The sequence below is a fragment of the Alteromonas gilva genome (assembly GCF_028595265.1).
GTDB classification, from domain to species: Bacteria; Pseudomonadota; Gammaproteobacteria; order Enterobacterales; family Alteromonadaceae; genus Alteromonas; species Alteromonas gilva.
In genome coordinates this window covers 12,350-34,367 of the sequence record NZ_JAQQXP010000004.1, presented here as the reverse complement: position 1 = coordinate 34,367, position 22,018 = coordinate 12,350, and the positions used below count along the sequence as shown (strand labels likewise).

General features: G+C 46.2%; 32 protein-coding genes. 10 read left to right on the top strand and 22 right to left on the bottom strand.

What is annotated here, in order from left to right; translation table 11 throughout:
* The first annotated feature begins 86 nt into the window (after nt 1-86).
* The 6 genes from OIK42_RS18985 (at nt 87) to OIK42_RS18960 (ending at nt 4,648) form a co-directional block, all read left to right on the top strand.
* Nucleotides 87-404, top strand: a complete 318-nt coding sequence (locus OIK42_RS18985) for a hypothetical protein (protein ID WP_273642730.1) — start codon at nt 87-89, stop codon at nt 402-404.
* Nucleotides 405-816: 412 nt separating this feature from the next.
* On the top strand, nt 817-1,122 hold the full coding sequence (locus tag OIK42_RS18980; RefSeq protein ID WP_273642729.1) for a hypothetical protein: 306 nt from the start codon (nt 817-819) through the stop codon (nt 1,120-1,122).
* Between the two features lie 13 nt (nt 1,123-1,135).
* A complete protein-coding gene (locus OIK42_RS18975; RefSeq protein WP_273642728.1) occupies nt 1,136-1,795 on the top strand; it encodes a TraE/TraK family type IV conjugative transfer system protein in 660 nt (219 codons plus the stop codon).
* The gene (locus OIK42_RS18970; RefSeq protein WP_273642726.1) at nt 1,795-2,841 is read left to right on the top strand and encodes a type-F conjugative transfer system secretin TraK; all 1,047 of its coding nucleotides are present in this window, start codon (nt 1,795-1,797) and stop codon (nt 2,839-2,841) included. Before OIK42_RS18975 ends, OIK42_RS18970 begins: the two co-directional genes overlap by 1 nt.
* A 3-nt stretch (nt 2,842-2,844) precedes the next feature.
* Nucleotides 2,845-4,206 carry a TraB/TrbI/VirB10 family type IV secretion system protein gene (locus OIK42_RS18965; RefSeq protein ID WP_273642725.1) on the top strand — a complete coding sequence of 454 codons (1,362 nt, stop codon included), beginning with the start codon at nt 2,845-2,847 and terminating at the stop codon, nt 4,204-4,206.
* Between the two features lies 1 nt (nt 4,207).
* The gene (locus OIK42_RS18960; protein ID WP_273642724.1) at nt 4,208-4,648 is read left to right on the top strand and encodes a hypothetical protein; all 441 of its coding nucleotides are present in this window, start codon (nt 4,208-4,210) and stop codon (nt 4,646-4,648) included.
* A gap of 185 nt (nt 4,649-4,833) precedes the next feature.
* Here the strand turns inward: OIK42_RS18960 and OIK42_RS18955 are convergent, their stop codons facing one another.
* Both OIK42_RS18955 and OIK42_RS18950 read right to left on the bottom strand, forming a co-directional pair.
* On the bottom strand, nt 4,834-5,097 hold the full coding sequence (locus OIK42_RS18955) for a hypothetical protein (RefSeq protein WP_273642722.1): 264 nt from the start codon (nt 5,095-5,097) through the stop codon (nt 4,834-4,836).
* 175 nt (nt 5,098-5,272) lie between these two features.
* Nucleotides 5,273-5,830, bottom strand: coding sequence for a L5-gp82 domain-containing phage-derived protein (locus OIK42_RS18950; protein WP_273642717.1), 558 nt, complete (start codon nt 5,828-5,830; stop codon nt 5,273-5,275).
* Nucleotides 5,831-6,059: 229 nt separating this feature from the next.
* Here OIK42_RS18950 and OIK42_RS18945 point away from each other — a divergent pair, with 229 nt between their 5' ends.
* Nucleotides 6,060-6,644 carry a hypothetical protein gene (locus tag OIK42_RS18945; RefSeq protein WP_273642716.1) on the top strand — a complete coding sequence of 195 codons (585 nt, stop codon included), beginning with the start codon at nt 6,060-6,062 and terminating at the stop codon, nt 6,642-6,644.
* A 23-nt stretch (nt 6,645-6,667) separates the two neighbouring features.
* Here the strand turns inward: OIK42_RS18945 and OIK42_RS18940 are convergent, their stop codons facing one another.
* The 15 genes from OIK42_RS18940 to OIK42_RS18870 all read right to left on the bottom strand — a co-directional run bounded on the left by OIK42_RS18940 (nt 6,668) and on the right by OIK42_RS18870 (nt 14,754).
* Nucleotides 6,668-6,937 carry a DUF5983 family protein gene (locus OIK42_RS18940; protein ID WP_273642714.1) on the bottom strand — a complete coding sequence of 90 codons (270 nt, stop codon included), beginning with the start codon at nt 6,935-6,937 and terminating at the stop codon, nt 6,668-6,670.
* Nucleotides 6,897-7,136: a hypothetical protein gene (locus tag OIK42_RS18935; RefSeq protein ID WP_273642712.1), complete on the bottom strand. Its 240-nt coding sequence runs from the start codon at nt 7,134-7,136 to the stop codon at nt 6,897-6,899. The genes OIK42_RS18940 and OIK42_RS18935 overlap by 41 nt, the downstream gene beginning before the upstream one ends.
* Nucleotides 7,137-7,147: 11 nt before the next feature.
* On the bottom strand, nt 7,148-7,462 hold the full coding sequence (locus tag OIK42_RS18930) for a hypothetical protein (protein ID WP_273642711.1): 315 nt from the start codon (nt 7,460-7,462) through the stop codon (nt 7,148-7,150).
* Nucleotides 7,463-7,871: 409 nt separating this feature from the next.
* Nucleotides 7,872-8,171 carry a hypothetical protein gene (locus tag OIK42_RS18925; RefSeq protein WP_273642710.1) on the bottom strand — a complete coding sequence of 100 codons (300 nt, stop codon included), beginning with the start codon at nt 8,169-8,171 and terminating at the stop codon, nt 7,872-7,874.
* 65 nt (nt 8,172-8,236) lie between these two features.
* Nucleotides 8,237-9,256 (bottom strand): adenine nucleotide alpha hydrolase family protein, encoded by a 1,020-nt coding sequence (locus OIK42_RS18920; protein WP_273642708.1) that lies wholly within the window; start codon nt 9,254-9,256, stop codon nt 8,237-8,239.
* Between the two features lie 193 nt (nt 9,257-9,449).
* Nucleotides 9,450-9,695, bottom strand: a complete 246-nt coding sequence (locus tag OIK42_RS18915) for a hypothetical protein (protein WP_273642707.1) — start codon at nt 9,693-9,695, stop codon at nt 9,450-9,452.
* Between the two features lie 14 nt (nt 9,696-9,709).
* Complete coding sequence (locus OIK42_RS18910; protein ID WP_273642706.1) at nt 9,710-10,237, bottom strand: hypothetical protein; 528 nt, start codon at nt 10,235-10,237, stop codon at nt 9,710-9,712.
* A gap of 103 nt (nt 10,238-10,340) precedes the next feature.
* Entirely contained in the window at nt 10,341-10,856 is a 516-nt protein-coding gene (locus OIK42_RS18905; RefSeq protein WP_273642705.1) for a hypothetical protein, read from the bottom strand.
* 44 nt (nt 10,857-10,900) lie between these two features.
* The gene (locus OIK42_RS18900; protein WP_273642704.1) at nt 10,901-11,497 is read right to left on the bottom strand and encodes a Ref family recombination enhancement nuclease; all 597 of its coding nucleotides are present in this window, start codon (nt 11,495-11,497) and stop codon (nt 10,901-10,903) included.
* 348 nt (nt 11,498-11,845) lie between these two features.
* Nucleotides 11,846-13,066: a hypothetical protein gene (locus OIK42_RS18895; RefSeq protein WP_273642702.1), complete on the bottom strand. Its 1,221-nt coding sequence runs from the start codon at nt 13,064-13,066 to the stop codon at nt 11,846-11,848.
* A 30-nt stretch (nt 13,067-13,096) separates the two neighbouring features.
* Nucleotides 13,097-13,657, bottom strand: a complete 561-nt coding sequence (locus OIK42_RS18890; RefSeq protein WP_273642701.1) for a hypothetical protein — start codon at nt 13,655-13,657, stop codon at nt 13,097-13,099.
* Nucleotides 13,658-13,674: 17 nt separating this feature from the next.
* Nucleotides 13,675-13,980 carry a hypothetical protein gene (locus OIK42_RS18885; protein ID WP_273642700.1) on the bottom strand — a complete coding sequence of 102 codons (306 nt, stop codon included), beginning with the start codon at nt 13,978-13,980 and terminating at the stop codon, nt 13,675-13,677.
* On the bottom strand, nt 13,980-14,147 hold the full coding sequence (locus OIK42_RS18880; protein ID WP_273642699.1) for a hypothetical protein: 168 nt from the start codon (nt 14,145-14,147) through the stop codon (nt 13,980-13,982). Before OIK42_RS18880 ends, OIK42_RS18885 begins: the two co-directional genes overlap by 1 nt.
* 79 nt (nt 14,148-14,226) lie before the next feature.
* Nucleotides 14,227-14,475: a hypothetical protein gene (locus tag OIK42_RS18875; RefSeq protein ID WP_273642696.1), complete on the bottom strand. Its 249-nt coding sequence runs from the start codon at nt 14,473-14,475 to the stop codon at nt 14,227-14,229.
* A gap of 30 nt (nt 14,476-14,505) precedes the next feature.
* On the bottom strand, nt 14,506-14,754 hold the full coding sequence (locus OIK42_RS18870; protein WP_273642695.1) for a hypothetical protein: 249 nt from the start codon (nt 14,752-14,754) through the stop codon (nt 14,506-14,508).
* A gap of 180 nt (nt 14,755-14,934) precedes the next feature.
* Between OIK42_RS18870 and OIK42_RS18865 the strand changes: the two genes are divergently transcribed.
* The gene (locus tag OIK42_RS18865) at nt 14,935-15,624 is read left to right on the top strand and encodes an SOS response-associated peptidase family protein (RefSeq protein WP_374211884.1); all 690 of its coding nucleotides are present in this window, start codon (nt 14,935-14,937) and stop codon (nt 15,622-15,624) included.
* A gap of 19 nt (nt 15,625-15,643) precedes the next feature.
* Nucleotides 15,644-15,889 carry a hypothetical protein gene (locus tag OIK42_RS18860; protein WP_273642693.1) on the top strand — a complete coding sequence of 82 codons (246 nt, stop codon included), beginning with the start codon at nt 15,644-15,646 and terminating at the stop codon, nt 15,887-15,889.
* 127 nt (nt 15,890-16,016) lie between these two features.
* Here OIK42_RS18860 and OIK42_RS18855 read toward each other — a convergent pair whose 3' ends face one another.
* Nucleotides 16,017-16,508 carry a hypothetical protein gene (locus OIK42_RS18855; RefSeq protein ID WP_273642692.1) on the bottom strand — a complete coding sequence of 164 codons (492 nt, stop codon included), beginning with the start codon at nt 16,506-16,508 and terminating at the stop codon, nt 16,017-16,019.
* 283 nt (nt 16,509-16,791) lie between these two features.
* On the opposite strand from OIK42_RS18855, the gene OIK42_RS18850 reads away from it, so the two are divergent.
* The gene (locus OIK42_RS18850) at nt 16,792-18,123 is read left to right on the top strand and encodes a hypothetical protein (protein ID WP_273642691.1); all 1,332 of its coding nucleotides are present in this window, start codon (nt 16,792-16,794) and stop codon (nt 18,121-18,123) included.
* 335 nt (nt 18,124-18,458) lie between these two features.
* On the opposite strand, the gene OIK42_RS18845 is transcribed toward OIK42_RS18850, so the two are convergent.
* From OIK42_RS18845 to iscB, 4 genes are all read right to left on the bottom strand, one after another.
* Nucleotides 18,459-18,707: a hypothetical protein gene (locus OIK42_RS18845; protein ID WP_273642690.1), complete on the bottom strand. Its 249-nt coding sequence runs from the start codon at nt 18,705-18,707 to the stop codon at nt 18,459-18,461.
* Nucleotides 18,708-19,059: 352 nt separating this feature from the next.
* Nucleotides 19,060-19,530 (bottom strand): single-stranded DNA-binding protein, encoded by a 471-nt coding sequence (locus OIK42_RS18840; protein WP_273642689.1) that lies wholly within the window; start codon nt 19,528-19,530, stop codon nt 19,060-19,062.
* Nucleotides 19,531-19,745: 215 nt separating this feature from the next.
* Nucleotides 19,746-20,384 carry a hypothetical protein gene (locus tag OIK42_RS18835; protein ID WP_273642688.1) on the bottom strand — a complete coding sequence of 213 codons (639 nt, stop codon included), beginning with the start codon at nt 20,382-20,384 and terminating at the stop codon, nt 19,746-19,748.
* Nucleotides 20,381-21,757 carry an RNA-guided endonuclease IscB gene (iscB, locus tag OIK42_RS18830; RefSeq protein ID WP_273642687.1) on the bottom strand — a complete coding sequence of 459 codons (1,377 nt, stop codon included), beginning with the start codon at nt 21,755-21,757 and terminating at the stop codon, nt 20,381-20,383. Before iscB ends, OIK42_RS18835 begins: the two co-directional genes overlap by 4 nt.
* Between the last annotated feature and the right edge of the window lie 261 nt (nt 21,758-22,018).

Genomic DNA, 22,018 nt, shown 5'->3' with positions numbered 1-22,018 from the left:
TGGCACCCGTAGGGTGAAACTGAAGACTCAGGGACATAACGGGTGTTGGGAAACGCCGTAGATTTTAGCTTATAGAGGCAAACTTAATGAAAAACATGATTGAAAAAATCAAATCAGTACGTGTCAGCAAGCGTACAGCTATCACTGCTGGCTTGGCTGTTTGTGTAATTGGTAGCGCTGTGGCCGGTACCGGTGGTCTGGGTGACTTCGATGACACCTACACTGATATCGTAGACTCTTTGGAAGGTACTATTGGACGTATCATCACTGCACTGGCCATCGGCTGGGGCTTTTTCCAGATTATCAAGCAAAACTGGTTGCAAGTAATCGGTGCATTCCTTGGTGCTTTGGTATTGTCAAACATTGACGCCATCGTATCGAGCGTATTTACCGCGACCATCTAAGAAAGGCTGGTCTGAACGAAATTTATAGCAATAGCCCCTCCCAGTGAGGGGTTGTTTTTTTCTGGAGAGTAAAATGAGCGAACAAGCAAAACAACCTAAAACAGTAAAGCAAAAAGCACTGATGTTTGTAGCGATTGCCGGTATGGCCATTGTTACTGCGAACTATTTGTTTGACCTAAAGGGACTATACTAAGTCCTGGTCGGATTGTTGTTCCAGAAGCCCGGTTTCCCGGGCATTTTCATTATTAAAACCCAAGATAATCACCCCATATAGTCATTCTCTGACATTCAAGCTCTGCTTCGATAATCAACATCGTTCATAGAGGTCCGAATTTTGGTTGCTCTATCGAACGTTGCCCTTGAATTCCTGTGAGAATATACGCGCCAATGATAAAGCTTTGGAGTAACGGTTTTGCAGCAGGAAAACCCTAATGAATACAGAAATCCACGGAGAATAAACGAGCCGTTGATTTTGATTGTGTGGCCAGCAATTCAGATCGCACCTGCAATCGCCCTTCTTTCAATGGGAATGCTGTTTAAGTATGTGGGCATTTTCACATTGGCGGCTTTTGCCTGGTTCCATGTGCTGGGTTATGTCATTCGACACTCTGCGCCGCATGTGGTGCTTCATAAGATTTGGACGTTTGGTTTTTTGGATATGGTGTTCAAAACGACTGCTACGGTTGTTGACCCCTTGAAAAAGAAATATTTCAGCTAATAGGTGCCGGGAAATGAAAAAAGAAAATTCTATGGTGGGCGCTGCATACAGTGACCTGCTTCAAACAAGAAAGGTAATGATGACGGTGATAGCCGTCTTATCTGCCGCGAATCTGTTCCTGGTGTTTATGGTCGCGACAAAGAGTACCACTGTGGTAGTCACGCCCCCGGATTACGCTACCGAAGTAATGATAGGCGAAGGCGAAGCGAATGAAGAGTACCAGAAGCAGTTTGCATACTCGATTGCATTGTTACTGGGCAACATTGACAAGCAAAACGTCGGTTTTGTTATCAACAGTATGTCAAAAATGCTATCGCCCTATTTGCGTAACGAATTGGTTCCGGCGCTGAAACGTGAAGCGACGTTGCTGGAGCTGCGTGATGCGGCACAGCAATTCATTGTCACAGACATGATTTTCTCGCCTAAAAACGACCTGGTATGGGTTTGGGGTGAAAAGCGATTGGCTAAGAAAGGCGCTGAGCCAGATGTGGTTCGATGGACTTATGAAATCACCGTTAAGCCAATTAACGGTCAGCCTCGCATTACGCACTTACGCGGATACAAAGGCACACCGAACATTAAGAGCCGTGATGAAATTATTGAAAAACCGCCCGTATTAACTGATGAACAGCACGACTTGGTTACTGGCACAGCAGATGTGGAGAAAGACTAATGAAACAAACTGTATTATTTGCATTGCTGGCAGCAGCATTGAGTCAGGGCGCAGCAGCTCAAGACCAAAGTAAACAATTGCCGACAATTCCAATTGAAGATGTACGTGCGGGACGCTTGAACTTAGACCAGGTTGTGCAAGCGCCACCAGCGGCGCAGAGAAAGAATGGTTTTCCAACCGAAGAGCAACAGGTTTCCGCATTGGCCGCCCAGTACAATCAGGTAATGGCTACGCCTGTAGCTAAGCCTCAGCAAAACAGTATTGTTGAGATGGCCAAGCAGAACTACAAGACTACCCAGAATTATGACCTGAAGCCAACGGACAGTATTTTGATTCCGGTTGGCCAGGGTTTCATGAACAGCATTCTGACCGACTTCGATATGGTAGCCGTGAAAACGTCTGACAAGAAGTCACTCCTTGAAGCAGATAAGGGTTATGTGTATGCAACGTTGCGCACCGATGAGCCGGTAAGCCTGATTCTTTACGAAGAAGGTGTGCCAGAGTCTCAGGTGTCAGTGACGTTGATTCCTATCCCTGCGCCGCCCGTGATCATCAATTTGAAAGTAGCAATGTCTCAGGCGATGCAGGCAAAAGCAGTCGCATATCAAAAGCAGATTGCTGAAGAAGAGAATATTGCAAATGCAGCGGCTGAGCAGGCTTCATATTCTGACCAACACACTAAGCGTATTGTTGAGCTTCTGAAGCCGGTGGCGTTGGGTGATTTGCCGCGTGGCTTCTCTCTATCCAATGACATTCCGCGACAATACAGAAAGCCATGTCAGGTGGGAATTTACCAGTACACAGGCCAGCGCTTGATGGGTGGCCGTGAAGTCATTGACGTAGTATTGCTGCGTAACGATTCAAACCGGGTTTATCAGGTACGTGAAGAGATGTGTTTAGCTGATGATGTCATAGCCGTAGCTTTGTTTGAGAAATCATATTTGCAACCTGGCGAAGACATGGAGTTGTATATTCTGCGAAATAAATTCTATGAGCGTGAGCAACAGCGTCAGAACCGCCGACCTCGACTGACTGGGGGTAACTAAGCCATGACGGATTTATTAGAAAAAATTAAACAACCGGAAGTGCGTAAATATCTGGTGATGGGTGTTTTAGTCGCACTGGTATTCGCATTCCTCACTTACAGCGGGGAAGATACGTCAGAAAGGCGCCGTGCCTCCAAGCCGGATGCAACAGAAAGTGTGTTTGGTTTAACCGAATCAACAGAAATGATCGAGCAACAGGAAATTTCTGTGCTGATGGATACGGTTAAAAAAGACCTTAACGAAAAGGATCGTGCACTTTCTGAGCGTGAACGTAAGCAGAAGGCGGAGCTGGATAAAGTTCGTGAGTCTTTGGATTCCACGCAAAATGAACTGTTTGAGCTTAAGAACATGATCCGCCAATTGGCAAAAGGGGGGAATCGTCCGATTGATGCCGGTCAAGCAACTGCTGGTGGCCAAGCGCGATTGGCGGGTGATAATACCCCTTTGGACGTAGCCCCCGGGCAGGAAGGTATTCTGTATCGCCAGCAAACTCAGGTGGTGACAAAAGAGCCGATGGTTTTTGATAACGACGTGATCAGAACCATTACTCAGCGCAAAGTACGCGAAGTAACCGAGTCCGGAAAAGTCGAAGTTAGAGATGTTCAAACAAATACCATTTCTGGTAACACTCAGCAAATTGACGACCAGACAGCCCGTGCAAAGTCGAAGGCTGAGCAGAACAACGCCAAAGTAAATGACGAAGATGGCGGGGAATATACACTGGCGATGGGTTCAATCATCAGCGGTACAACGCTAAACGGTGTTGCAGCACCTACTGGTGTTCAATCCACCAGCGAACCCATACCCGTGATGATGCGAATAAAACAAGAAGCGCTTATGCCAAATCACTTCACACTGGATATTCGTGAGTGCCACATGCTGGGTTCAGCTGTAGGAAACCTATCTTCAGAACGGGTTTATATCCGCGCAGAAGGCATCAGCTGTATCACAGAAGATGGTCAAGCCATTGAAAAGAATATCACAGCCTACGCAGTATCAAGCTATGACGGTATGGCCGGTGTTAAAGGTGATGTGGTATCACGGACTGGCAGCATGATAGCGAGCACGATGATGGCCAGCTTCTTAAGTGGCTTCGGTGAAGCTGCTGCGCCGCGTCAGGTGCAAGCTGTGAATACCGCGCCTCAAGTGGATACGCTGTGGCAGTCACAGAACCTGAGCACTTATGCCGGTTCAGGGATCTTGAATGGTGCCTCAAGCTCAGCTGAGCGTTTGGCAAACTACTACATGAGCATGGTTGAACAAACCTACCCAGTGGTAGAGCTGCTGCCGGGCACACAGATTGATTTCCTGGTGCAAAAAGGCATGACCATGAAGTTGGACGGCAATGGCATGGTGGGTGGCTAATATGAACCTGAAAAAAGCAATGGACTCAGCCATCCCCTTTATTCTTATCGCGGCAATTGTCGGTGCAGTAGGGCTTGGTGGTTACAAGGGTGTTGAAAACATGATTAACAACGCCCTTGAAAGTCAGCCAAACACACCGAAGATAATGGTGGTTGACCTGGAAGGCCTGGCCAAGGCGTTGACTGAACGCGGCGACTCCCCGGAGCAGACTGTATTGTATATGGATACACTGATGGCTGTCCTGACAAAGCAGGGTTACCTGGTACTGGAGAAAAAGGCCACATTGTCAGTGCCTGAAGGTATGACAATGAAAGTAGTATCGACTGAGTTTTTGATGAAGGCTGCGGAGAGATTGGGCGTTGCCCCTACCGAGGCTGATCGTGACAAGCTTAGGGAGTCAGTCAATGACTCGACCAAGAAGCTGGAAAGCTTTCTGAATTAATAAACAAACCGGGTGCAAATGCCCGGTTTTATATATCTGCTCCTTAATACCTCCACACTTAACACAATCAAATTTAAAATGGATTGTTTAAGTGTATCCCGGAAGGGAAAATGGGTACTTGTTGGAATAAGCGCGAACGCCTGATAACTGCCAACTCATACGGTAATTTATCAGATATCCCCAACTTACTCGTAATCAAACAGTGTTGGCAATGATTGAGCTTGCAAGGGGGTTATATTTGAACCAAAGTTAAAGACATCATCGACTTGAGCAGCAGCGGTCATTAATGAAAATACGCGGAATTTGCTCTTGGAAAACTTCTTCACAACAAAATACAACGCTACAACTGCAGCCTCACCGACAAACAATGCAAACCAAGTTACATCTTCACCAAACGTAGCCAGCACGATAAATGGCACCAATACTAATTTCAAAAATAAGTAAAACATGACTGTGTTCCGACCCTTCAAACTTGTAATAATGATATCGCAAGTTCAATTTTACGCCGCAGTTTGAATAAATATTAACCACTGGCGTAATCACCGGTCACTGACTGACATTAGGAAAGGGTAAGCAAAATTCTCGTCACCGGTTGTGTTTACTAAGAAGCCCTAAAGGTTGTTACTACAGGCAATACACGTTTGAGCCGCACACCATGGCATAGGTGTAAGGCAAGTCGCCAGAGAAGTGTTTGTTATCACTCAACCGATAAAACTCTTTCGCCTTATAAGGGTTATAGGTAATTGTATCAAGCTCATTAAACGCTCGTAGTGTGAGTGGCCTTTCGAACACGTCTATGAATGTACCTTTAATCATAGCGTGCACATTCTTCCTTTGCTCTCTCAAAACGCGCTGGCGAGATGATTCTGATAGTTTAACGCTAAGTGGTCTTTCAGGAGTAGCCTTAAGCACAACGACCTTCCCATACCCTGCAACACGCTGTTTAAGTTCGCCTTTGTTGTGCATCACTGAAAACATCTGTTTCTCGTACTTGTTAAGGTTGCGATAGACCGATACTGCATCGCCCGGTCGAGTTTGCCTGACATGAATCTTTTTTCTGCTTTTAACCTCGCATTCAAATACCCCATCCACCAGCAATGAATTGCCCTGTGTGAATGGAAGGTAAGCAGGGCTCGCTGTAGCGGCCATATCGTCGCGGAACTCAAAAAGTGATTGTTGCATACCGGGTTAGACTCTAGGTGTTTAGATGAGCTTATTATCCCTTACCTGAGAATTGACGCAGTAAAGTGGGAAGCGCTATTGAATGTCAGTCAGTGAAAATAGAAAGGGCAGTCAGTGCGCCCCCTCTTTCCGGTTGCTATATTTACGTTTAGTTCAAGAACCTGCTTTTTAGGTTACACTGAAGAAGCGATGGCGTGTCTCAAAACAAAAACACGGAGAGTATAATATTGTGCCCCCCCACAAATATAAAGTGAGCGATGTTACTCAACCAGAGAGTGACGTTATTTTTATTCTTGAATCCCCTCATAAAACCGAATTAGAAAAAGGCTACCCTGCTGCTGGGGATACAGGCATTAACATGAGTAGGGAGCTATTCAACAATGAAACAGCACTAGGCGAGCTGGTGGCTAATAGTGCCGCACTCCCCTACCGGATATCACTACTCAATAGCTCACAGTACCCTTTACAATACGAGGCTTACCCTAATCCATTAAAGGTTCCGAGAGATGCAGAGGAACTTTTTGATCTCAAAAAGTGCAGTAACAACGACGAAATGAATGAAGTGCTAAGCAAGCCAGAAGGCGTCATAGCACTAAACGACTTTCGAGAAAGACTACAGATCTTCCTCGATGCGTCCAAGAAGGCTAAAGTCGTGGTGTGCGGTAAAATTGCGCAGTGTTTTTTTGAAAGTGGGAAGATAATACCAAACACTTCTCTCGTGTTTTATTCGCCACACCCTTCAGGTAAAGCAGGCGGGTGGAAAGATCAGAACATGGTGAATAATCTTCGCCAATTTCTCCGCCAGCCTACATAGATTTAGCTTAATGTGCCTGATGTTTAATCGAAAGACGGAACGTCTTCCAAGATTGTCGCGTCTGAATCGAACTCCACCATGCGAAATCCAGCTTGGTGCGCCGACATCAATAAGCCCAACAAGTTACAGCTGTATGGTTCACCTGCAAAGTCTTCCACTTCTTCGTAAAGTTTGACGACAAAGCCTGTATCCCGCTCCATGACCATCTGAAAATCATCACGGGCAGCCAGGTTGCGTAATTGCTCGATGTCATTAGGAGTCAGGTGGCAGACCAATGCACTTGTATTGGTCATCAGTATTCAACAAATCGTGTTCGAACGTAGGTTCCTCAATGTCACCGGTCAAGATAGGCGTTAATGACCAGTCTTTGCTGGTTTTACGGGCGTTTTTGTATTCATTGACAGCGGTGCGCTCTGATAAGATTTCAAAGCTGGGGCGGTCGTTCCAGAGTTCACCGGTTTGGGTGTTCATAACCTGAAAGCCAATAATCATGCTAAAGCTCCTTATGCTGCTTTGCGGTATTCAAAGAAAAGTTCTGTACCATCATTCTTATTTGTAAAAACAATCTGCACGCAGTTCTGGCCAATAATGGTTGTTGAAGGTGACCAATGAGAGAATTCATCGTCACAGGATTCACCATCTTCATCGACAAATTCAATCGAAGGGTCTTCATAGGTTCGTAAGTCCATAACGCTGGGGTGGCTATGAAAATCAAAGATTTCTGAATACCTTGCTATCAACTCATTCAGTTCGGATGGATCAACTAAACCGAATTCTGGAATGTCGTTTTCTGAGTTGGTTTGCGCCTGTAATTTCATGTGCTAATGCCTTCTCGTTTAGATGGGATAAGTATCCTATGAACGAGAATTAGCGCAGCCGTTTGAAAAGGTCAGGCTAAGGCTTATGAGTATAATGTCAGCCTGTGACAGCCTGTGAGATTACTTTCCCGGATACCTTTGCCCGGATGTGAAAAAGCCTCGATTGTTAGCGAGGCCTTGTTGAGTATCTTGGAAAAGCCAAAGGCGTGATTCGGCTACCTAATGGCTCTGTGCCATCACCCCATTCAAATACCCACATCAGATAACGCTTTCCGGATTTTAAATAGTTCCTCATCTGAATAGTGCGTATCCGCATACAACGTTTCGCTGTCAATGAGTGACTTTAATCTCTGCAATATCAATCTGAAGCTCTTATTTTCTGCCAGCAGATGTTCGCGGGTCTTGTAGCTCATCCTAGTGGGCTCTCCAGTTCGTCACGGAATGTCCCGGTGGCACGTTCCAACAAATAATCAAAATCCAAACCCAGTGAATTGCACAGGTGCTGCAAATCACCCAGTAAATCGCGTATCCCCTGCTCTACCGGCTCCGGGTCAACGTTGCCATAGGCTTTGGATGCATACGCCATAAGGGCATTCCAGCCGCTCCCAGCGCGTGCCTCGTTGGCAGTTTCCTCGCTGCAATGGTCATTAGAGAAATGGTCAGCAATAGGATTGGCTTGTTCAAAAGTGATATCTGTATTGTCAGTCATTGTATGTAAACCTTGTAAGTGATAACGGTGTATAGGTTGCCACTGAAAGCAACCCGGGCAACTAATCAGCCAAACATCTCGATGGTGTGGGTATCGATTTGTTTTGCTCCCTTGGTCTTGGCAGTTTTCTTGGCCGCCTTCTCTGCCTCTTCAGCAGCCTTGCGTGCCAGCAGCTCCTTGTGACGCGCCTCGAGTGTTTTCATATGACGACGTACCGCCACTTCGTCAACCGGGACACCGGCTTTCTCAACAACCGAAACAGGAACACCTTGCTTCTTCACGGTTTTGAAAAACATGCTATGACCGGTGACGCGCTCGAGGGCTACGATTTTGGCGTAATGGTCGGGATACCAGGTAGCAGCGTTGCCGATGTCATTTTTGTTCCCTAAAACGCAGAAACGACAGCTAGTTCGGGTGTTAACCACTTCATTAGGGTCTACCAGCGTGCCGTCCATGTTGCGTTTGCCGTAGATATGGAAAGGTTCTTGACCGGCTTGTTTAATACCCGCAAAAACACCTTCCGGGCCATCAGCTTTCATATGGAATACTGGCAACCAGTCAAACACAGTCCTTGACTTTATGGTCAGTCGCTTGTTTACCCATAGAGGATTTTTCATTGCGCGTTGGCGGGATTCCTCGGCGCGAATACCGATGCAGTTAAAGCCCACCGTTGCGCCGCGCTCTTTCATCACTTTGCGGATCAACTTATCGATAGGGCCAGTCTTGAGCGTAGAAGTGCAAAGCCGGATTCTTGCACTAGGAAAACGAAATCTTAAAAGCACTAAATCAAAGAAGTCTTGGCGCTCGTTCTCGACCACATAGAATGGGGTGAAGGACGGTTTGTACCGCTCTATGTGCTCAAGCACTCCATCGTGCTCGACTTCACCCAAATGGGCGTGAACATAGATAATCTGATTGGCAGGCACCAGGCGCTGGACGGTTATAGCCAGAATCTGACTGTCGCGGCCTCCCGAGTGAGATATAAAGAACAACGCCCGGGGATCCTTTGCATAGTGCCGGATAATCGCTTCTCGACTTTCAACCGATTCCATAGACAGTTTATCTACGCCATTGATGTCGAACATTCCTAGTTGTGTACCTTGGCAGCTCATACTTCTGGCTCGTTTGTTTAGATGGGTTCATAGTACGGCAAGCCTGGATTGGCGCTACAGAATGACCAGTTGGGTATTGGGGTCGTGAAGCTAGATGTTAATCTAGTGACATTACACAGAAGTAGCGTCATGCATGCAAAAAAAACGCCCGTAGGCGCTCTGGCGGTTAAAGATTTTCCCGGCTCCAGTCATAAGCGCTGGACGCCTCATCCAAGCGTTGCAGCTTTTCTGCCAGCACGGTGAAGCCACTGACCCTTAGATGCTCTATCTGCGAGCTATCTTCTATAAGACTATTGGCAACGGCGATAAAGTGATCCTCTATCCGGTCATAGTCAGACCGTGACACGTCATCGACGCTGGCACAGTCAGTGGTTTCCAAAACGATGCTTTCTCTTGGGTCTTGATTGCTCATAAATATTGCGCCTTTTAAATTTTTAATGCTGCTCGCATAGCCTGGATGTACTCAGGGTAAGATTCCTGAATCTTCTCTACGGCTGTCCTGTAAAAATCACTTTCATAGCCAGAACCGTAAAAATCATTACCGACAAATCCGGCAATGCTATCTTCCTGCACTCCCATAACGAACAGTGAGTGGTAGTGAACGCCCTGACGATTGAAGCGTGCACGCTCACGTCGCTCCTGCTTCTTCAGCTCATCCTTTGGAATGTCTGGGTTGCATTCGGGGTTGTAGATGTCTCCAGCGTGGTCAGCAAACGTGAAATACTCATCAAGCTCTTTAGTGATTCGCGCCAAGCCATCCGCTTCGATTCGCTCAAACATCGCTTCTTGGGCACCCATCTCAAGGTAGCGTTTTAACGCTTCTTCCTCGGTCTTGAATGCGTAGCGATCAGGATTGCTTGTGAAGGCTTTAAGCAGGCGATTAGTGATGCTGTCTGCTCTGTTTACAAGCTGTTCCTTTTCGGATTCTGTAATGCTGTAAGTAACGGTTTTCATGGTTTGCTGCTCAGTGAATTAAGATGTGGCTATGATCGCAAAGGCGGGGATTCCCGCCACTAATCGGATAGGACCCCCGTGAATGGATGCCAGTGACTGACCTTTAGCGTTCCCAGCGCTTTTGCTCCAGATACGCGGCGCAGGTGCCGTCATCGAGCAGGTCATTTAATTCATCAGCCACGTATTCATGGGCGCTCAAGATGAAGTCAGGAAAGCCAGAATCATTGCATGACGTGCAGTAGGCGTTCTTAGGGTGCCTCTCCAGACGGGAATATGGGTCTAGGCTCAAATCATCAATCTTGAGCTGCCGGTCAGCGTCCATGTAAAACTGATACACGTAGTAAGATTTGTTCCCAAGGTAGGTGAACGTATTGGGGGTATAGTCAATGTTTGACTTCACGGTGTCGCCATTTTCGATAGCGTCATACCAGATGGCCAGATAGTCCTGCATCAGCTCGCCTATAGCAGGCTCAACGCACTGGTAATAGGACAGGCCGTCGGCTTCAAGCTCTTCAGAGGCTTCGATGATGTCTGAGTATTCCACGTCTGACTTGATTGGAATGGTGCGGGATGAGCAGCCGCACAGAACCAATATCAAAATAAACATTAGATGCTTCATGCTTTATTCCTTGTTGGTGGTCATTAGTTGGATGTGTGTAAATTTTAATTGAGCGTAGCAATTCCAAGGTAACCCAAGACCTCTAAAAGCAAGTCATCTTGTTTACCATTCACCTTTTCCCATGGAACCTTCCCTCCTACACTTCCCTTTGCGTGTATAGGGAATACATTGGGATGTTGCGCAATGTATGGGTGATCGGTCGGGATGGGCGTATCGTGATGCCAGGCGCAAAGCGGAAGTACCTTCTTGTGGCAGCCTTCTTTGGTTCTACCGTCAAAGTGATGGATTGACACCGGGCCCCCACTAAAGGGGGAGATTAGGCCCTGATTGATGCAACAAATACAGCCAAGCTTGGCCATTTTGTCATGCAGCTCAATCTCTGATTTGTTGCGGCTAATTCCGACCATGCCTTTGGACTTTAGCTTTTTACGATGCTTGTGAGGCTTACTGGCAGGCAAGCTCGGTTTGACCGGATAGGATTCTTGGGACTTTGCTTTGGCTTTTTCCAACTTTCGTTTGAATGCCGCCTCTGCCTTTGCTCGTTGCTTCGCCTGGTATTCAGGTGAATTGATTTTGGCAAGTTGCTTGAGCCTGGCTCGCTCCTGGTATTGCTTTCTCTTTTCAATCGATACTGGGATCATGACGTTCTACTTTGTTGAAAGTGTTCCGCCTACGGTATGGTGAGCCGATTTTCACGCAACTGATTGGACGCAAAAGGTGGCACGTCCTGTGCCGTTCAGAGTTATGAGAGGTCGATAAGGACCTGAATAGAGATGGCAGGGAGCTCTATGTCAGGGAGCCACATCCTTAGAAGTATGAAAGTTAGCGTGAGTGTTGCTGCAGCGATGTTAACAAGTTTCTTTTTTTTCATGGGATCTCCATTTGACTGTACATGCCATCGGAATGGCGCATACCCGCAAGGGGCAAATGGAATTTTCTGAAAAAATAATAAAATAAATAAATTGCGATTAGGCTAACTGTATTAGCGGTTAAATTACATTGGACTGAGCCAGCTGAGCTACAACATGAGATCGTACTTTGGGGCTGATTTGCTTCGCACAGGCTTCCATAAAGAACTGCTGAAGCACCCTCTCCGGCTGTCCGAAGGAATGCTCACTCAGGAACGTCCACAGCTCATCGCTCTCGACTGCCTGATACAATGACCTGGGTGAGCAGTCAAACGCTTTACACAGCGCTTTACGTTGAGCGTTAGAGAAGCGTTCCAGCTCAAGGGACAGATAGCCCAAGAAGTCTGTCTCATCAAAGCGCTCATCGATGCCGATGTGCGTCAGTGACTGACCATCAATAATGTGTGTCAGTGAATCAGACAGAATCTGCTGCTGCATTTCCGTCATTAGCCGGCCTTTACCAAGGTGCTTTCTTAATTGCGTTGCGTCACAGCTCAGCACGGTATTGGGTGAGTCATGCAAGCACATATGCAGGACATCTCGCTCAGAGCAACCAAGGAAGTGTGCAGCTGGAGGCTGACATTCCCGCATAAACTCTCTGACTTCAGCCGGTGATAAGGCTTCTGCGTTTGACGGCAGGCCTGCTACGAAGTCAAATGGCAGCAACGCGGCGCATCGACGGTAATGATCGCTGACGCTCAGCTCGCCCTTTTGCATGGGCACCATGATTTGCACACCTTTGTGGTAAAGCAGGTTGAGCTCACGCTTGTATTCCACAAGCAAATCATAGGACCGCTGTTGCAGACCGACGCAATCCGGCGCGACGACCAATAAGTTGGCCGGTGCGTGGCTTGCATCAATGATGTCGTGATACAGCTCCAAAACGGTATCGAAATCGATGTCCGGGGCCGTGGGATCTTTTTGTTGTGCCATGAAAGCACGAAAAGCGCCGCTATCGACAAAGATTTTACCGTTGTCAGTAGCGTATTGACCAAGAATGGCTCTCACTGGTTTGGATGTATCCATGACACAAACGCCGATGGCGGATCCAGATTGAATGTAGCCAAGCACATCAGAGCGGTTGCAGGCGCCCGATTTGTAGGTGGTAATAACCGGCGCTGTATTGGTTGCTTGCAGCATGTCTGACTGGGCGCTGGCAGTTACTTTGCGCTCAAAGGCTGACTGCCAGTCATAGACGTTGGCCAGAGGACGCTTACGAGCGACTGGGCGTATATCTGTGGCAGGAAGACCGAATAGGTCACCTTGCGCTTCAGTACTGGCTAATTGTGCTTGTGAGTTCATGTGAAGCCCCGGTAAATGAATAAGTTTGCATTATCCACCGGGCTTGATTTGGGGCATCAAAACGGAATGCGTGGCCGGTAGATTTACCGGCCATCGATTTCGAGAGCCGCGTTTCTTGCAAAGCAATCTTACGCGGCCATTAGCATCAATGGACTCAATGACAGCCGAAGAGAAATTTGTCAGGGATAGACTGATATCTTTGAAGGTTTGCCCCACTTTCAAACCTTTGCTTACGACGGCTTTGAGTGCCGCTTCCTTCTGGTGGATAGCTTCAACCAGAATTCGGCAATAAAAGATATCCATTCCCAGTGCGCCGTTTTCCGTTGATTCTAGCAATGCGGTACTTCTGGCCAAGTCGTCAGGTGTTGCACCAATAGCCTGAGTAACATGCTTAAACACGTCGCTAGTGTACGTTAACCCAAAAGTGATGACTGCCTGTGTCACTGCGTCAAACAGAATGATAGAGTTATCATCCAGAGCGTCACGCAATGACTTTACCGAGTCATATCGCTCCAGGCAGCGCAGGGGTTTTTGAAATGGCTCTTTGTTGCATTTTGACGTTTCAGTCATGTATTGAATCTGATAAATCATTACAACGTTTCCTATGCTTAGCATTGTAAAAGTTCGTCCCACGTCGCAATGTCGCCATTGAGGTGGTAGCCTGCAACGCCCTGTGATTCACTAACAATGCAGTGAAATACATCAAGCTCACCTTCAAGCTCCGCCACTTTGGCAGCAAGCTCCTCATAGGTTGGCTTGAAGTCCTCATTCCAAATGGCTATGTACTCACCTTCTGAAGCATAAGCTGGCAAGTTAGTTGAATGGTCGCAGTTGTTGCACTGAAGCCATTTATCGCGGTTTGCGTTTTGGTTTTTCTGAATATTTGGTGTCTCGCAGCATTGATGGTATTCCATTAGTAAAGCTCCACTTCAGAAGGTAAAAAGGCCAGTTTTTCACCACCGGGCATTTTGACAATCACGAGCTCAGCTTGGACTTCACAGCGGTCAATCAGGCCTGAACACTGATTCCAGATACAGGCGGTGTTAAGTTTAACTATTTCACCGGGGTGTAATGTATCCATGGGACGCTCCTAAAAAAGAACTGTTTAACTTGAAGACAGGTTAAGGCAGGCCGGTAACCGCGCCACAAAATAGATAGGCCTATCTGCCAACAAGCTCGTCGTATTTCAGGATGTATTCGAAGGGGCAAATATCAGCCTGTCTGCAGTAGGCCCATAGTGCCTCCTGACTTTTGACCATGACCTCAATGTCTTCCTGTGACACAGGCACAGACCAGATGATGTCGGTCGGATCATCTTCGAGATGGTAAAGAAGCCCTGCTTCTGCAAGCTGCTTGATATACGCTTCCACGTCGTCGCTGCTGTTGAAGGTGGTGATTTGAAGCGCCATGGCGTACCTCAGTTATTCAGTGAATAGAATTTAGTGTGTATTGCTGGTGGCATTTGCCGTCAGCATGTCTTCTAAGTCAAAGACGTTCAGGCGCAATTGGCGTAGCACCTTTTCAGCTTCTTTGTGCTTTTGATTTATGGCCAGCTTCTCTGTCAGAGAAAGGCCTGGCGATTTAGCCTTGGTGCGCAAACGTTGACTGTATTTCTTTGCCAGTAGAATCTGTTTTTCTGCATCTCCGGGGGTTTTCATTTTCGCTACACGAGCTTCATACGTGATCATGTTTGCCTCATCTGGACAGTTGTTTCAGTTAATCGAATTGTATGGCAACGCAGAGTTCGCGCATCAGGATGGCTTTTGTAGCCGGTGCTTGATGATTTACTGGTAACGGATTTATAGTGGGTTATCACTGACGCGGCTTTAATGACATGCAAACACAGGTAAAATGAAATGTGTGGTAGATTGAACGTAACAGATGACCCCCTGGTTGTTGGACTTTTGGCGAGACTTGGAATCGATATCCAATCTCAGCCTATTAAACCGAACCGGTTTGTCAGGGCCGCCAGCCCAATCCAAATAGTCAGAGAGCAAGAAGGTAAACGGGTATTGCAGACAGCGACCTGGTGGTTATTGCTGGAGCCATCTGAAAAGGGATTTAAACCGTCAAGATACACCAGCTTTAACACTCGCTATGACAAACTTAATGTGCCGCGTTCTGCCGGGTACCACCCCTATAGGAAAAGCAGGTGCATTATTCCTGCCCGGGGGTTTGGTGAAACGGAATTTGAATATAAAGGCAAAAAGAAGGTGCCAAAGTATTACCATGACATGGTGGCCAAGGACTGCGCCATAGCATTTGCAGGCTTATGCCGTGACTATATCTGCAAAGACACTGGAGAGGTCACTACCGGATGCTCTGTCATCACTCTCCCGCCCCACCCTAAACTGAAAGATATTCATACAAAAGCAAGCCCAATGATGCTACCACAAGACATTACCATGGATGATTGGCTTGATGCTGGAAATGAGGATGTTGAAATGTTCGCGCACCTGCTAGAGCCAAACATCCGGCATGATTTAGAGACGTTCCAGATAGATAAACCCAGCAGTCACAACTCAGTTGGCAAGGCATTTACGATACACTCGGATTAGCACAATAAAGGGAAGCTTAATGACACCGGAACAAGCGAGAAAAATTGTCGGATTGGCTAACAACAAGCCGAAGTCATTGTCACTCTACTACCAGAATGAGGGAGTGTTATACGAGGTCATCGAGGGCCAATACGATCACACATTTGAAAACTCTGATTTGCCACCAGAAGCAATGGTGAACGTCGAAACCCTTGATTGGATCAGACTTTCGGAAACTTCTGCCTCAAATTTTAAGCTTGCTCATTTTATGGATGCAGTGGATTAAAATGAATTAACCCCGCCTTTAATTGGCACAACCGATAGTAGAGCTAGAGCTAAACTATTGGGCAATCCAATTAAGGCGTTAACAAATTAAGGTGTATACTCCCCGCCTTATCAGTCGAGGTATCTAATTACTTACTTTCAAGTTCATCCATTGGCACAGGTACTACCCTATAAACTTCGATTGCATTGTTCTCGTCATAATTGTTTGATTCTAAAATCCAGTTTCGACGAAAATCACGATGCGCACCACCGTAATTTCGAGATACATAATAGACTGCTACTGCAACCATAACGACTGCAAAGATTTGCCAGTATGGGTGTACATACTCTTGATCATCTAATACAAAGACCTTGCTGCCTACCACTACCAGCCCTTTTTCCTCAGATGTCAACTTCTCTATGGATAGCAATATATTCTCAATTCTGGTATCGCTGAGATTGGTTCTAGACTCAATGCGCGACACCAGTCGTGCAACCTGTTCTTTAGTCGGAGTGGTGATACCTTTGACTCTTAATCCTTCAAATTCTTGACCAAACACTGAACGGCTGCTGTCTGCACCATACTCGATGAATATTGTTTTAATTTGCGGGTCTGTTTCAAATAGATTTATAAATGACATTATTTAGTTCCTTCTTAGGTAGAATGTTTAATATTGAAACTATGCTTTAAGATAATAGCGTTGTTTTATCTCACTTCGCTTATCGAATGACAACATGCCTAATAGGCTCCGCAGTTAGCTAGATTCCCTATTAATCCATTAATATGACTGAACTTTGTTTTCATAACAAATGTTATGTACTAAGCACAATATTTAATCTATTTTATATTGGATGGGCCGATTGATTACTTCAGCTGTTCGGTGTCGATTTAAAAAACTTCAAATTAGACAGGGAACGCAGCAGATGAAACAAAAACTCTCAATTATCCTTCTAACTCTGACATTTTTAGTTGCTTGCAACTCAACTGAAAAAAAAGCGAATTCAAATCCAACGACAAACAGTAATGATGATGCCAGTGCAGTAGCACCAAAGGTGGAAGAAAAAGCACTTAGGACCAATGTGTACATTAGTAAACATTGCTTATTTGAGCCCCCTCCACCTGAGCCAGAAGCGCTTGCTGAAATATTAATAGGTGCATTGGTGCCATTGGTTGTTAATAGTGCTGTCGACTATTACAAAAAGAAACTAACCGAAATCAAGAAGAATGAAAATAAGGGCCACATATATGCAGACCTTTATAGAGTTGTAAATGCTACTGACAAGTACGCCTACCCTATTTTAGACCCAAGCTTTTCATGTGTAACCGTCATTACCGGCATGTTCTATCCCAGTCAGTTAAATAAAGGGTTCTATAGTCACGCTGGAAAAATAAGTTATACGGACCTAGAAAAATTAGATACAACCGAAAAGGTAGTCAAGTATTTGAATGAAAATTTGCCAAAAGTTGCGCCACAAAATGCGCCGTCTAGATATGAACCAAAACCACTATTTGAAACAGGTGAGCTGTACTCAGTCTATGAATACAAAATGCATCAATCGAATGATAAGACCGGATTTAAGGTAGAGAATACATTCCTCCATATAGCTAAATTGTTAAAGGATGAAAAAGAGCGAGGGCAAATATATATCACGTCAATAATGGGGCCGGGTAAAACAGAATCAGGCAGTGAATACGCAACCATAACCATGAACTTCGGAGAGGTAACTCCAGGCACAACTAAGACGTTCAAACCTACAGATAAAAAATGGATGACTGGATATTATCAAACGCCAGGCATGTCTATGAGTTCATGGGGAGCGTTTGTCAGGGATGTTACGCCTATTATTACTTCGCCAACGTTCAAACCGGCAGACCTTAGAGAAATGATAGGTAAAGTTTATTCACCTGTACGCATTGATGTGACAAATGTTCAACTTAAGGAGCCGACAAAAGGTGATAAATTTTTAGCAGAATTGCTAGAAAATATTAAAGAGCCTTTATCTACAGCTATTGTGAGTAAATTGACTCCAACTGATAACGAAGAAGCTAAGCGAGACGCCAAAATAGCTCTGCAAGAAGCTGTAACAGCGTACAACACGGCTATCAATTCAGAAACGTCGGACAGCTACAATATAGAATTACAAAAGTTAAAGTTCGACAAAGCGTGCGAGGCGTATAAAGAGCTAGGTGGAATATGTATGGCACTACCTGTTAAGCCTAAGCCTAAGCCTAACCCTAAGCCTAACCCTGAATAGCAATTTATTGCAGGCAAATAGGGCGCAATTAGCGCCCTATTTGCCATTCACTAATTATTTTCTTCACCCATTACAAAAGAAGCCATCGCTCCCGCACCAAAACCACTCGCATTAATGAAAGTGTTACTGACGCAGGACCCGGTCTCTCAAAAAAATGAGCGTCCAGTTTCCGTAGAAAGCGATCACTTCAACTTTAACAATCGAGCGAAGCTGAATGTCCGGTGTTTGTCTATAATTGCCCTTCAGATAGTTCGAACATACAACCGAAAGTCATTACAAATAAAAAGGGGCTGGAAAGCCCAGCCCCTGAATGGGCCCTTTAAGGCCCTATAACCCTATTTCCTGGGCTTGTACTTTCTCTTCGCATCAACAAGCAAGTCTTCGACAAGACTGCCCAGCTCAGAGCCGGATACATTCGGCCAAGCATCAGCGATTGATTTTGCTCGCTGGCGCAATTCCTCATGTACATATTCATGGTCAGATAGGTTTATCATTTCGAGTTTAAAGTCCTCATCCGTTTGGAAACTTCCATTTCCCAAGAACCTTAAAATCTCATTGATAAACCGGGTGTGTGAAACTGTCATTTTCCCTCCTATGTAGGTTGCACACAGGAGCAAAATAAAATGATTCCAAATCGGCGCTACCGACTGTATTTAAAGGGGTTAAAGGGGATTATTAGGCCTGAAGATCATACTGAATCTATTGTCAATGACTTACATTGTGAGCATGGAGATAAACGAAATAATGACAGCTGAGGATCCCGCAGCCATGTTGTGACTCAAAGAGCAGCTTGAAGCTTCAAAGCAAAAGTATGTTGTTTAAGCTTTAGGGATGATCAGCCGCTGGTGGAGATATTATGGAACAGATTAAATCTTCATGAGCAATTCCAGATACAAAAAAAGCCACAACAATGTGGCCTTGATTGGTTGAGAGTTTTTATCCTCTTTGATTAAACATTCTTTCAGCTGACTCGCTGCCAATCTGCTGTTGCGTGACTGGCTGCTGTTGTTGTGGAGCATTTGGCTGTGCTGATGCCTGTTGCTGGCTTTGGTTCTGATAACTTTCAGATTTCTTACCACGAGACAGAACACGGAACTCACTCACAATCAGTTCTGGAGTTTCGCGCTTAACTCCATTGCTGTCTTTCCATTTGTTGATTGTCAGCTCAGCGTTTTTAAGCATCATCTCAGTGCCCACTGTTGCCAACTGACTAATCAGTTCGCCAGTTTTACCAAACGCCTTACAACGTACCCAAGTGGTCTTCTCTTGCTGCTGGCCTTGCTTGTCTTTCCAATACTTGGTGGATGCGAAGGTGAAGTTTGTTACTGCATCGCCTGATGGCAACGTAGCTGGGCTGATTTCACCGATATTACCTACTGCTAAAACTTCAATAAATCCAAATGACATCTTCATACCTCATGTTGTTGAGCTTGTTTTCAGTCACTTCTTGCGACAGGGATATAATCCCATATAGCCAATATGTCGCTACCGTATGAACGCCTTCCCTTCATGGTGTTTCGATGTCTCTGGCTGACAGGTAGTTACGCGAATAACCCTTACGGATGTTGATTTGAAGGGTTGCCCGGCCACTTCAGGGAGCGAATGTGACCGGACGGTTGGGCCTAGGCCTGCTTGATTGGAAGTAAGGCTTTTATGGTGTCTTCAACTGACTCCACCGCGCTTTCATAGGGGTGTTCTGGGTTCTCATTATCATCATAAAAAATATCACCCATGTTATTTACGCACTCCTGCGCCAGATCTTTAATGCTGGCTACAGTTGCCTGGGTCTTGATTGGTACCTGGTGAATGACCACTTTGCGAGTGGCAACGAATTCTTCATTGAAGATGTAAAGCTCTGACTGCTTAAGCCCTTGCAGCTTAGCCATTTCCAAAGCCTGCTCAATGCTGATTGCTTCACCGCGATAGTCATTGTCAGGGACCAACTCTCCATCCTCCACATCCGCAGAAAGGCAATAGGACAATTGGAACCAGCGACTCTCTAAGATGAAAAAAGTTTTTGGGGATACAGCATCTACGAAGCTAACCGGAGTACATTCTTCGACCGTGAACAAGTCTCTGATTTCAGTGTGATTGGCATGCTCGGCAGTTAGCGCATCCAGTTCAGACTGGTATTCAGACTTAACCGTAATCGCGAAAGTATCGAACGGGTAAGGCTCCATCGCAAACGGAAGGTATTTTTGAGCAAGACTTGCGATGACCTTAGTGGCCACCGACTGCTTTAATTCGACTGTATGGTTCATCGTGCTACGGCAAGGAGACCCGGTACTTTAGTGCCGGGAGGAATTGCCGCTCCATAGTTAAAGTTATAGCCATCACTGCGTTGTGTTATCCGACAATGTTTGTGGGATACGCCCTGCACAGCACCCGATTCGGTTTGAATGTTGAAATAGCCGCTTTTGCGAACAGCCACTCTTCCGACATGTAACCCTTGTTTTTTTCCAAACGGGACATTGGCCACGACCAAATCACCCGTTCTGAATCCATGAACGACAGAGGATGCTTTGGCTGACGTTCTGGGGAAACCATACTTGTCAGCCAGACACATCTGTCGTGAGCCATGTCCTTTTGCCGAAGCAATAAGGATATGATTACATTCCAGCGAAACAGCGCTACCGTTTGGACCGACACACGCGGCATCAATCCAGTGATCTTTTGGATAGCGCTGAACAGACCGATTCTTCTTTGTCAGGCCGCCCGACAAGAATTGCGTATTTGGAATGATTGATTTGATTCTGTTGCCGACAGCATAGCGTGTGGCATTCACCGAAGCGGCGTCTTTCATCGAGGGCCGGTATCCGTCCATGATGCGCTGCATGTTATTGGCGCGTGTCAGGTTGAGTTTATCACCGCGCTGTTTGCATAACGCCATCCAAACATTGGGATGCAGGCTACCTTTGTCCTCGTTGCAATTGCGGCAACTAATGACATGGTTAGCCAATCGGTTTGAGCCACCCAGTGCTTTGGGCATGATATGTTCTTTTTCCAGCACCGCATCCTTTGTCAGACCATGACAATACGCGCAGGTATGCTGGTGGCGATACAGAAGATACTCACGTAACTCCCAGCCAAACAGCGAGCCTTGCTGGTAAGCTCTTCCGGCAATGTCCGGATTTTCGAGCAACTGTGTATCGAAGCGCACCGTTTCTACATTTGCCGATGTGACAGGCGCGAACCTATTTAGGCGTTTCGCCCACGTTTCCACATTGTGTGCCCGAGACATCAGTGATGGTGGTAACCATCCCGCTGTACGGGTTCGGTTCAGAAAGCGAGGCTTGCGATAGCGTGTCTTGCGTTGACGACGTGAGCGGCGTAAGGCGCGACGACTTTCCAGTGCATCACGCACCTGTTGTCCACGATGGACAATATGCTGGCCGTAGATGGCAACGTGACCGCGTTGAAGTAACGCGACCAGTGCAATCCCGGTAGTCTTACTCCCAGGATCGACATTCAATGACACTGCTTGAGTATCACCTCCCTGTCTCTCCTTGAGAATGATGGTGAAAGGATAACGACGAAACACCGCTGCTTTACCATCACGTAGGAGCTGGCGTGCTCGCGCTTGACGACAAGGCATTAAAGGTTGTTTCTGATTGTCGAGCACCAAAACTCTCACGATATCAATTCTCCAAATTAATGTCTGTTACCAGACGCTCTCCGCATAAAACGGGTAATGTTTGCCTCGACCAAGTTAGTCGGAGGTTTGAAGAAATCGACACTGGCTTAACCCATTACGCCTGTTTAATCGCTTCCCGCAGAGCGTGGAACTGGCAAGTCATCCCACGGTGCCTATCTATTCTCCGATAACGGCTCCATCAGTTACCTGATGGGGTCTGGTCAACATAGGGCTTTACAAGCCCGCCCCTTTAGGGGTGGG

Bases quoted from the DNA above. Each gene is read 5' to 3' on its own strand.
- OIK42_RS18940 (WP_273642714.1), bottom strand. From the start codon at position 6,937: ATGACCAATACAAGTGCATTGGTCTGCCACCTGACTCCTAATGACATC.
- OIK42_RS18885 (WP_273642700.1), bottom strand. From the start codon at position 13,980: ATGGAATACCATCAATGCTGCGAGACACCAAATATTCAGAAAAACCAA.
- OIK42_RS18875 (WP_273642696.1), bottom strand. From the start codon at position 14,475: ATGGCGCTTCAAATCACCACCTTCAACAGCAGCGACGACGTGGAAGCG.
- OIK42_RS18870 (WP_273642695.1), bottom strand. From the start codon at position 14,754: ATGATCACGTATGAAGCTCGTGTAGCGAAAATGAAAACCCCCGGAGAT.
- OIK42_RS18880 (WP_273642699.1), bottom strand. From the start codon at position 14,147: ATGGATACATTACACCCCGGTGAAATAGTTAAACTTAACACCGCCTGT.
- OIK42_RS18895 (WP_273642702.1), bottom strand. From the start codon at position 13,066: ATGAACTCACAAGCACAATTAGCCAGTACTGAAGCGCAAGGTGACCTA.
- OIK42_RS18925 (WP_273642710.1), bottom strand. From the start codon at position 8,171: ATGACTGACAATACAGATATCACTTTTGAACAAGCCAATCCTATTGCT.
- OIK42_RS18985 (WP_273642730.1), top strand. From the start codon at position 87: ATGAAAAACATGATTGAAAAAATCAAATCAGTACGTGTCAGCAAGCGT.
- OIK42_RS18860 (WP_273642693.1), top strand. From the start codon at position 15,644: ATGACACCGGAACAAGCGAGAAAAATTGTCGGATTGGCTAACAACAAG.
- OIK42_RS18950 (WP_273642717.1), bottom strand. From the start codon at position 5,830: ATGCAACAATCACTTTTTGAGTTCCGCGACGATATGGCCGCTACAGCG.
- OIK42_RS18910 (WP_273642706.1), bottom strand. From the start codon at position 10,237: ATGAAAACCGTTACTTACAGCATTACAGAATCCGAAAAGGAACAGCTT.
- OIK42_RS18905 (WP_273642705.1), bottom strand. From the start codon at position 10,856: ATGAAGCATCTAATGTTTATTTTGATATTGGTTCTGTGCGGCTGCTCA.
- OIK42_RS18850 (WP_273642691.1), top strand. From the start codon at position 16,792: ATGAAACAAAAACTCTCAATTATCCTTCTAACTCTGACATTTTTAGTT.
- OIK42_RS18960 (WP_273642724.1), top strand. From the start codon at position 4,208: ATGAACCTGAAAAAAGCAATGGACTCAGCCATCCCCTTTATTCTTATC.
- OIK42_RS18845 (WP_273642690.1), bottom strand. From the start codon at position 18,707: ATGACAGTTTCACACACCCGGTTTATCAATGAGATTTTAAGGTTCTTG.
- OIK42_RS18970 (WP_273642726.1), top strand. From the start codon at position 1,795: ATGAAACAAACTGTATTATTTGCATTGCTGGCAGCAGCATTGAGTCAG.
- OIK42_RS18975 (WP_273642728.1), top strand. From the start codon at position 1,136: ATGAAAAAAGAAAATTCTATGGTGGGCGCTGCATACAGTGACCTGCTT.
- OIK42_RS18855 (WP_273642692.1), bottom strand. From the start codon at position 16,508: ATGTCATTTATAAATCTATTTGAAACAGACCCGCAAATTAAAACAATA.
- OIK42_RS18900 (WP_273642704.1), bottom strand. From the start codon at position 11,497: ATGATCCCAGTATCGATTGAAAAGAGAAAGCAATACCAGGAGCGAGCC.
- OIK42_RS18915 (WP_273642707.1), bottom strand. From the start codon at position 9,695: ATGAGCAATCAAGACCCAAGAGAAAGCATCGTTTTGGAAACCACTGAC.
- OIK42_RS18930 (WP_273642711.1), bottom strand. From the start codon at position 7,462: ATGAAATTACAGGCGCAAACCAACTCAGAAAACGACATTCCAGAATTC.
- OIK42_RS18955 (WP_273642722.1), bottom strand. From the start codon at position 5,097: ATGTTTTACTTATTTTTGAAATTAGTATTGGTGCCATTTATCGTGCTG.
- OIK42_RS18935 (WP_273642712.1), bottom strand. From the start codon at position 7,136: ATGATTATTGGCTTTCAGGTTATGAACACCCAAACCGGTGAACTCTGG.
- OIK42_RS18920 (WP_273642708.1), bottom strand. From the start codon at position 9,256: ATGTTCGACATCAATGGCGTAGATAAACTGTCTATGGAATCGGTTGAA.
- OIK42_RS18840 (WP_273642689.1), bottom strand. From the start codon at position 19,530: ATGTCATTTGGATTTATTGAAGTTTTAGCAGTAGGTAATATCGGTGAA.
- OIK42_RS18890 (WP_273642701.1), bottom strand. From the start codon at position 13,657: ATGATTTATCAGATTCAATACATGACTGAAACGTCAAAATGCAACAAA.
- OIK42_RS18835 (WP_273642688.1), bottom strand. From the start codon at position 20,384: ATGAACCATACAGTCGAATTAAAGCAGTCGGTGGCCACTAAGGTCATC.
- OIK42_RS18965 (WP_273642725.1), top strand. From the start codon at position 2,845: ATGACGGATTTATTAGAAAAAATTAAACAACCGGAAGTGCGTAAATAT.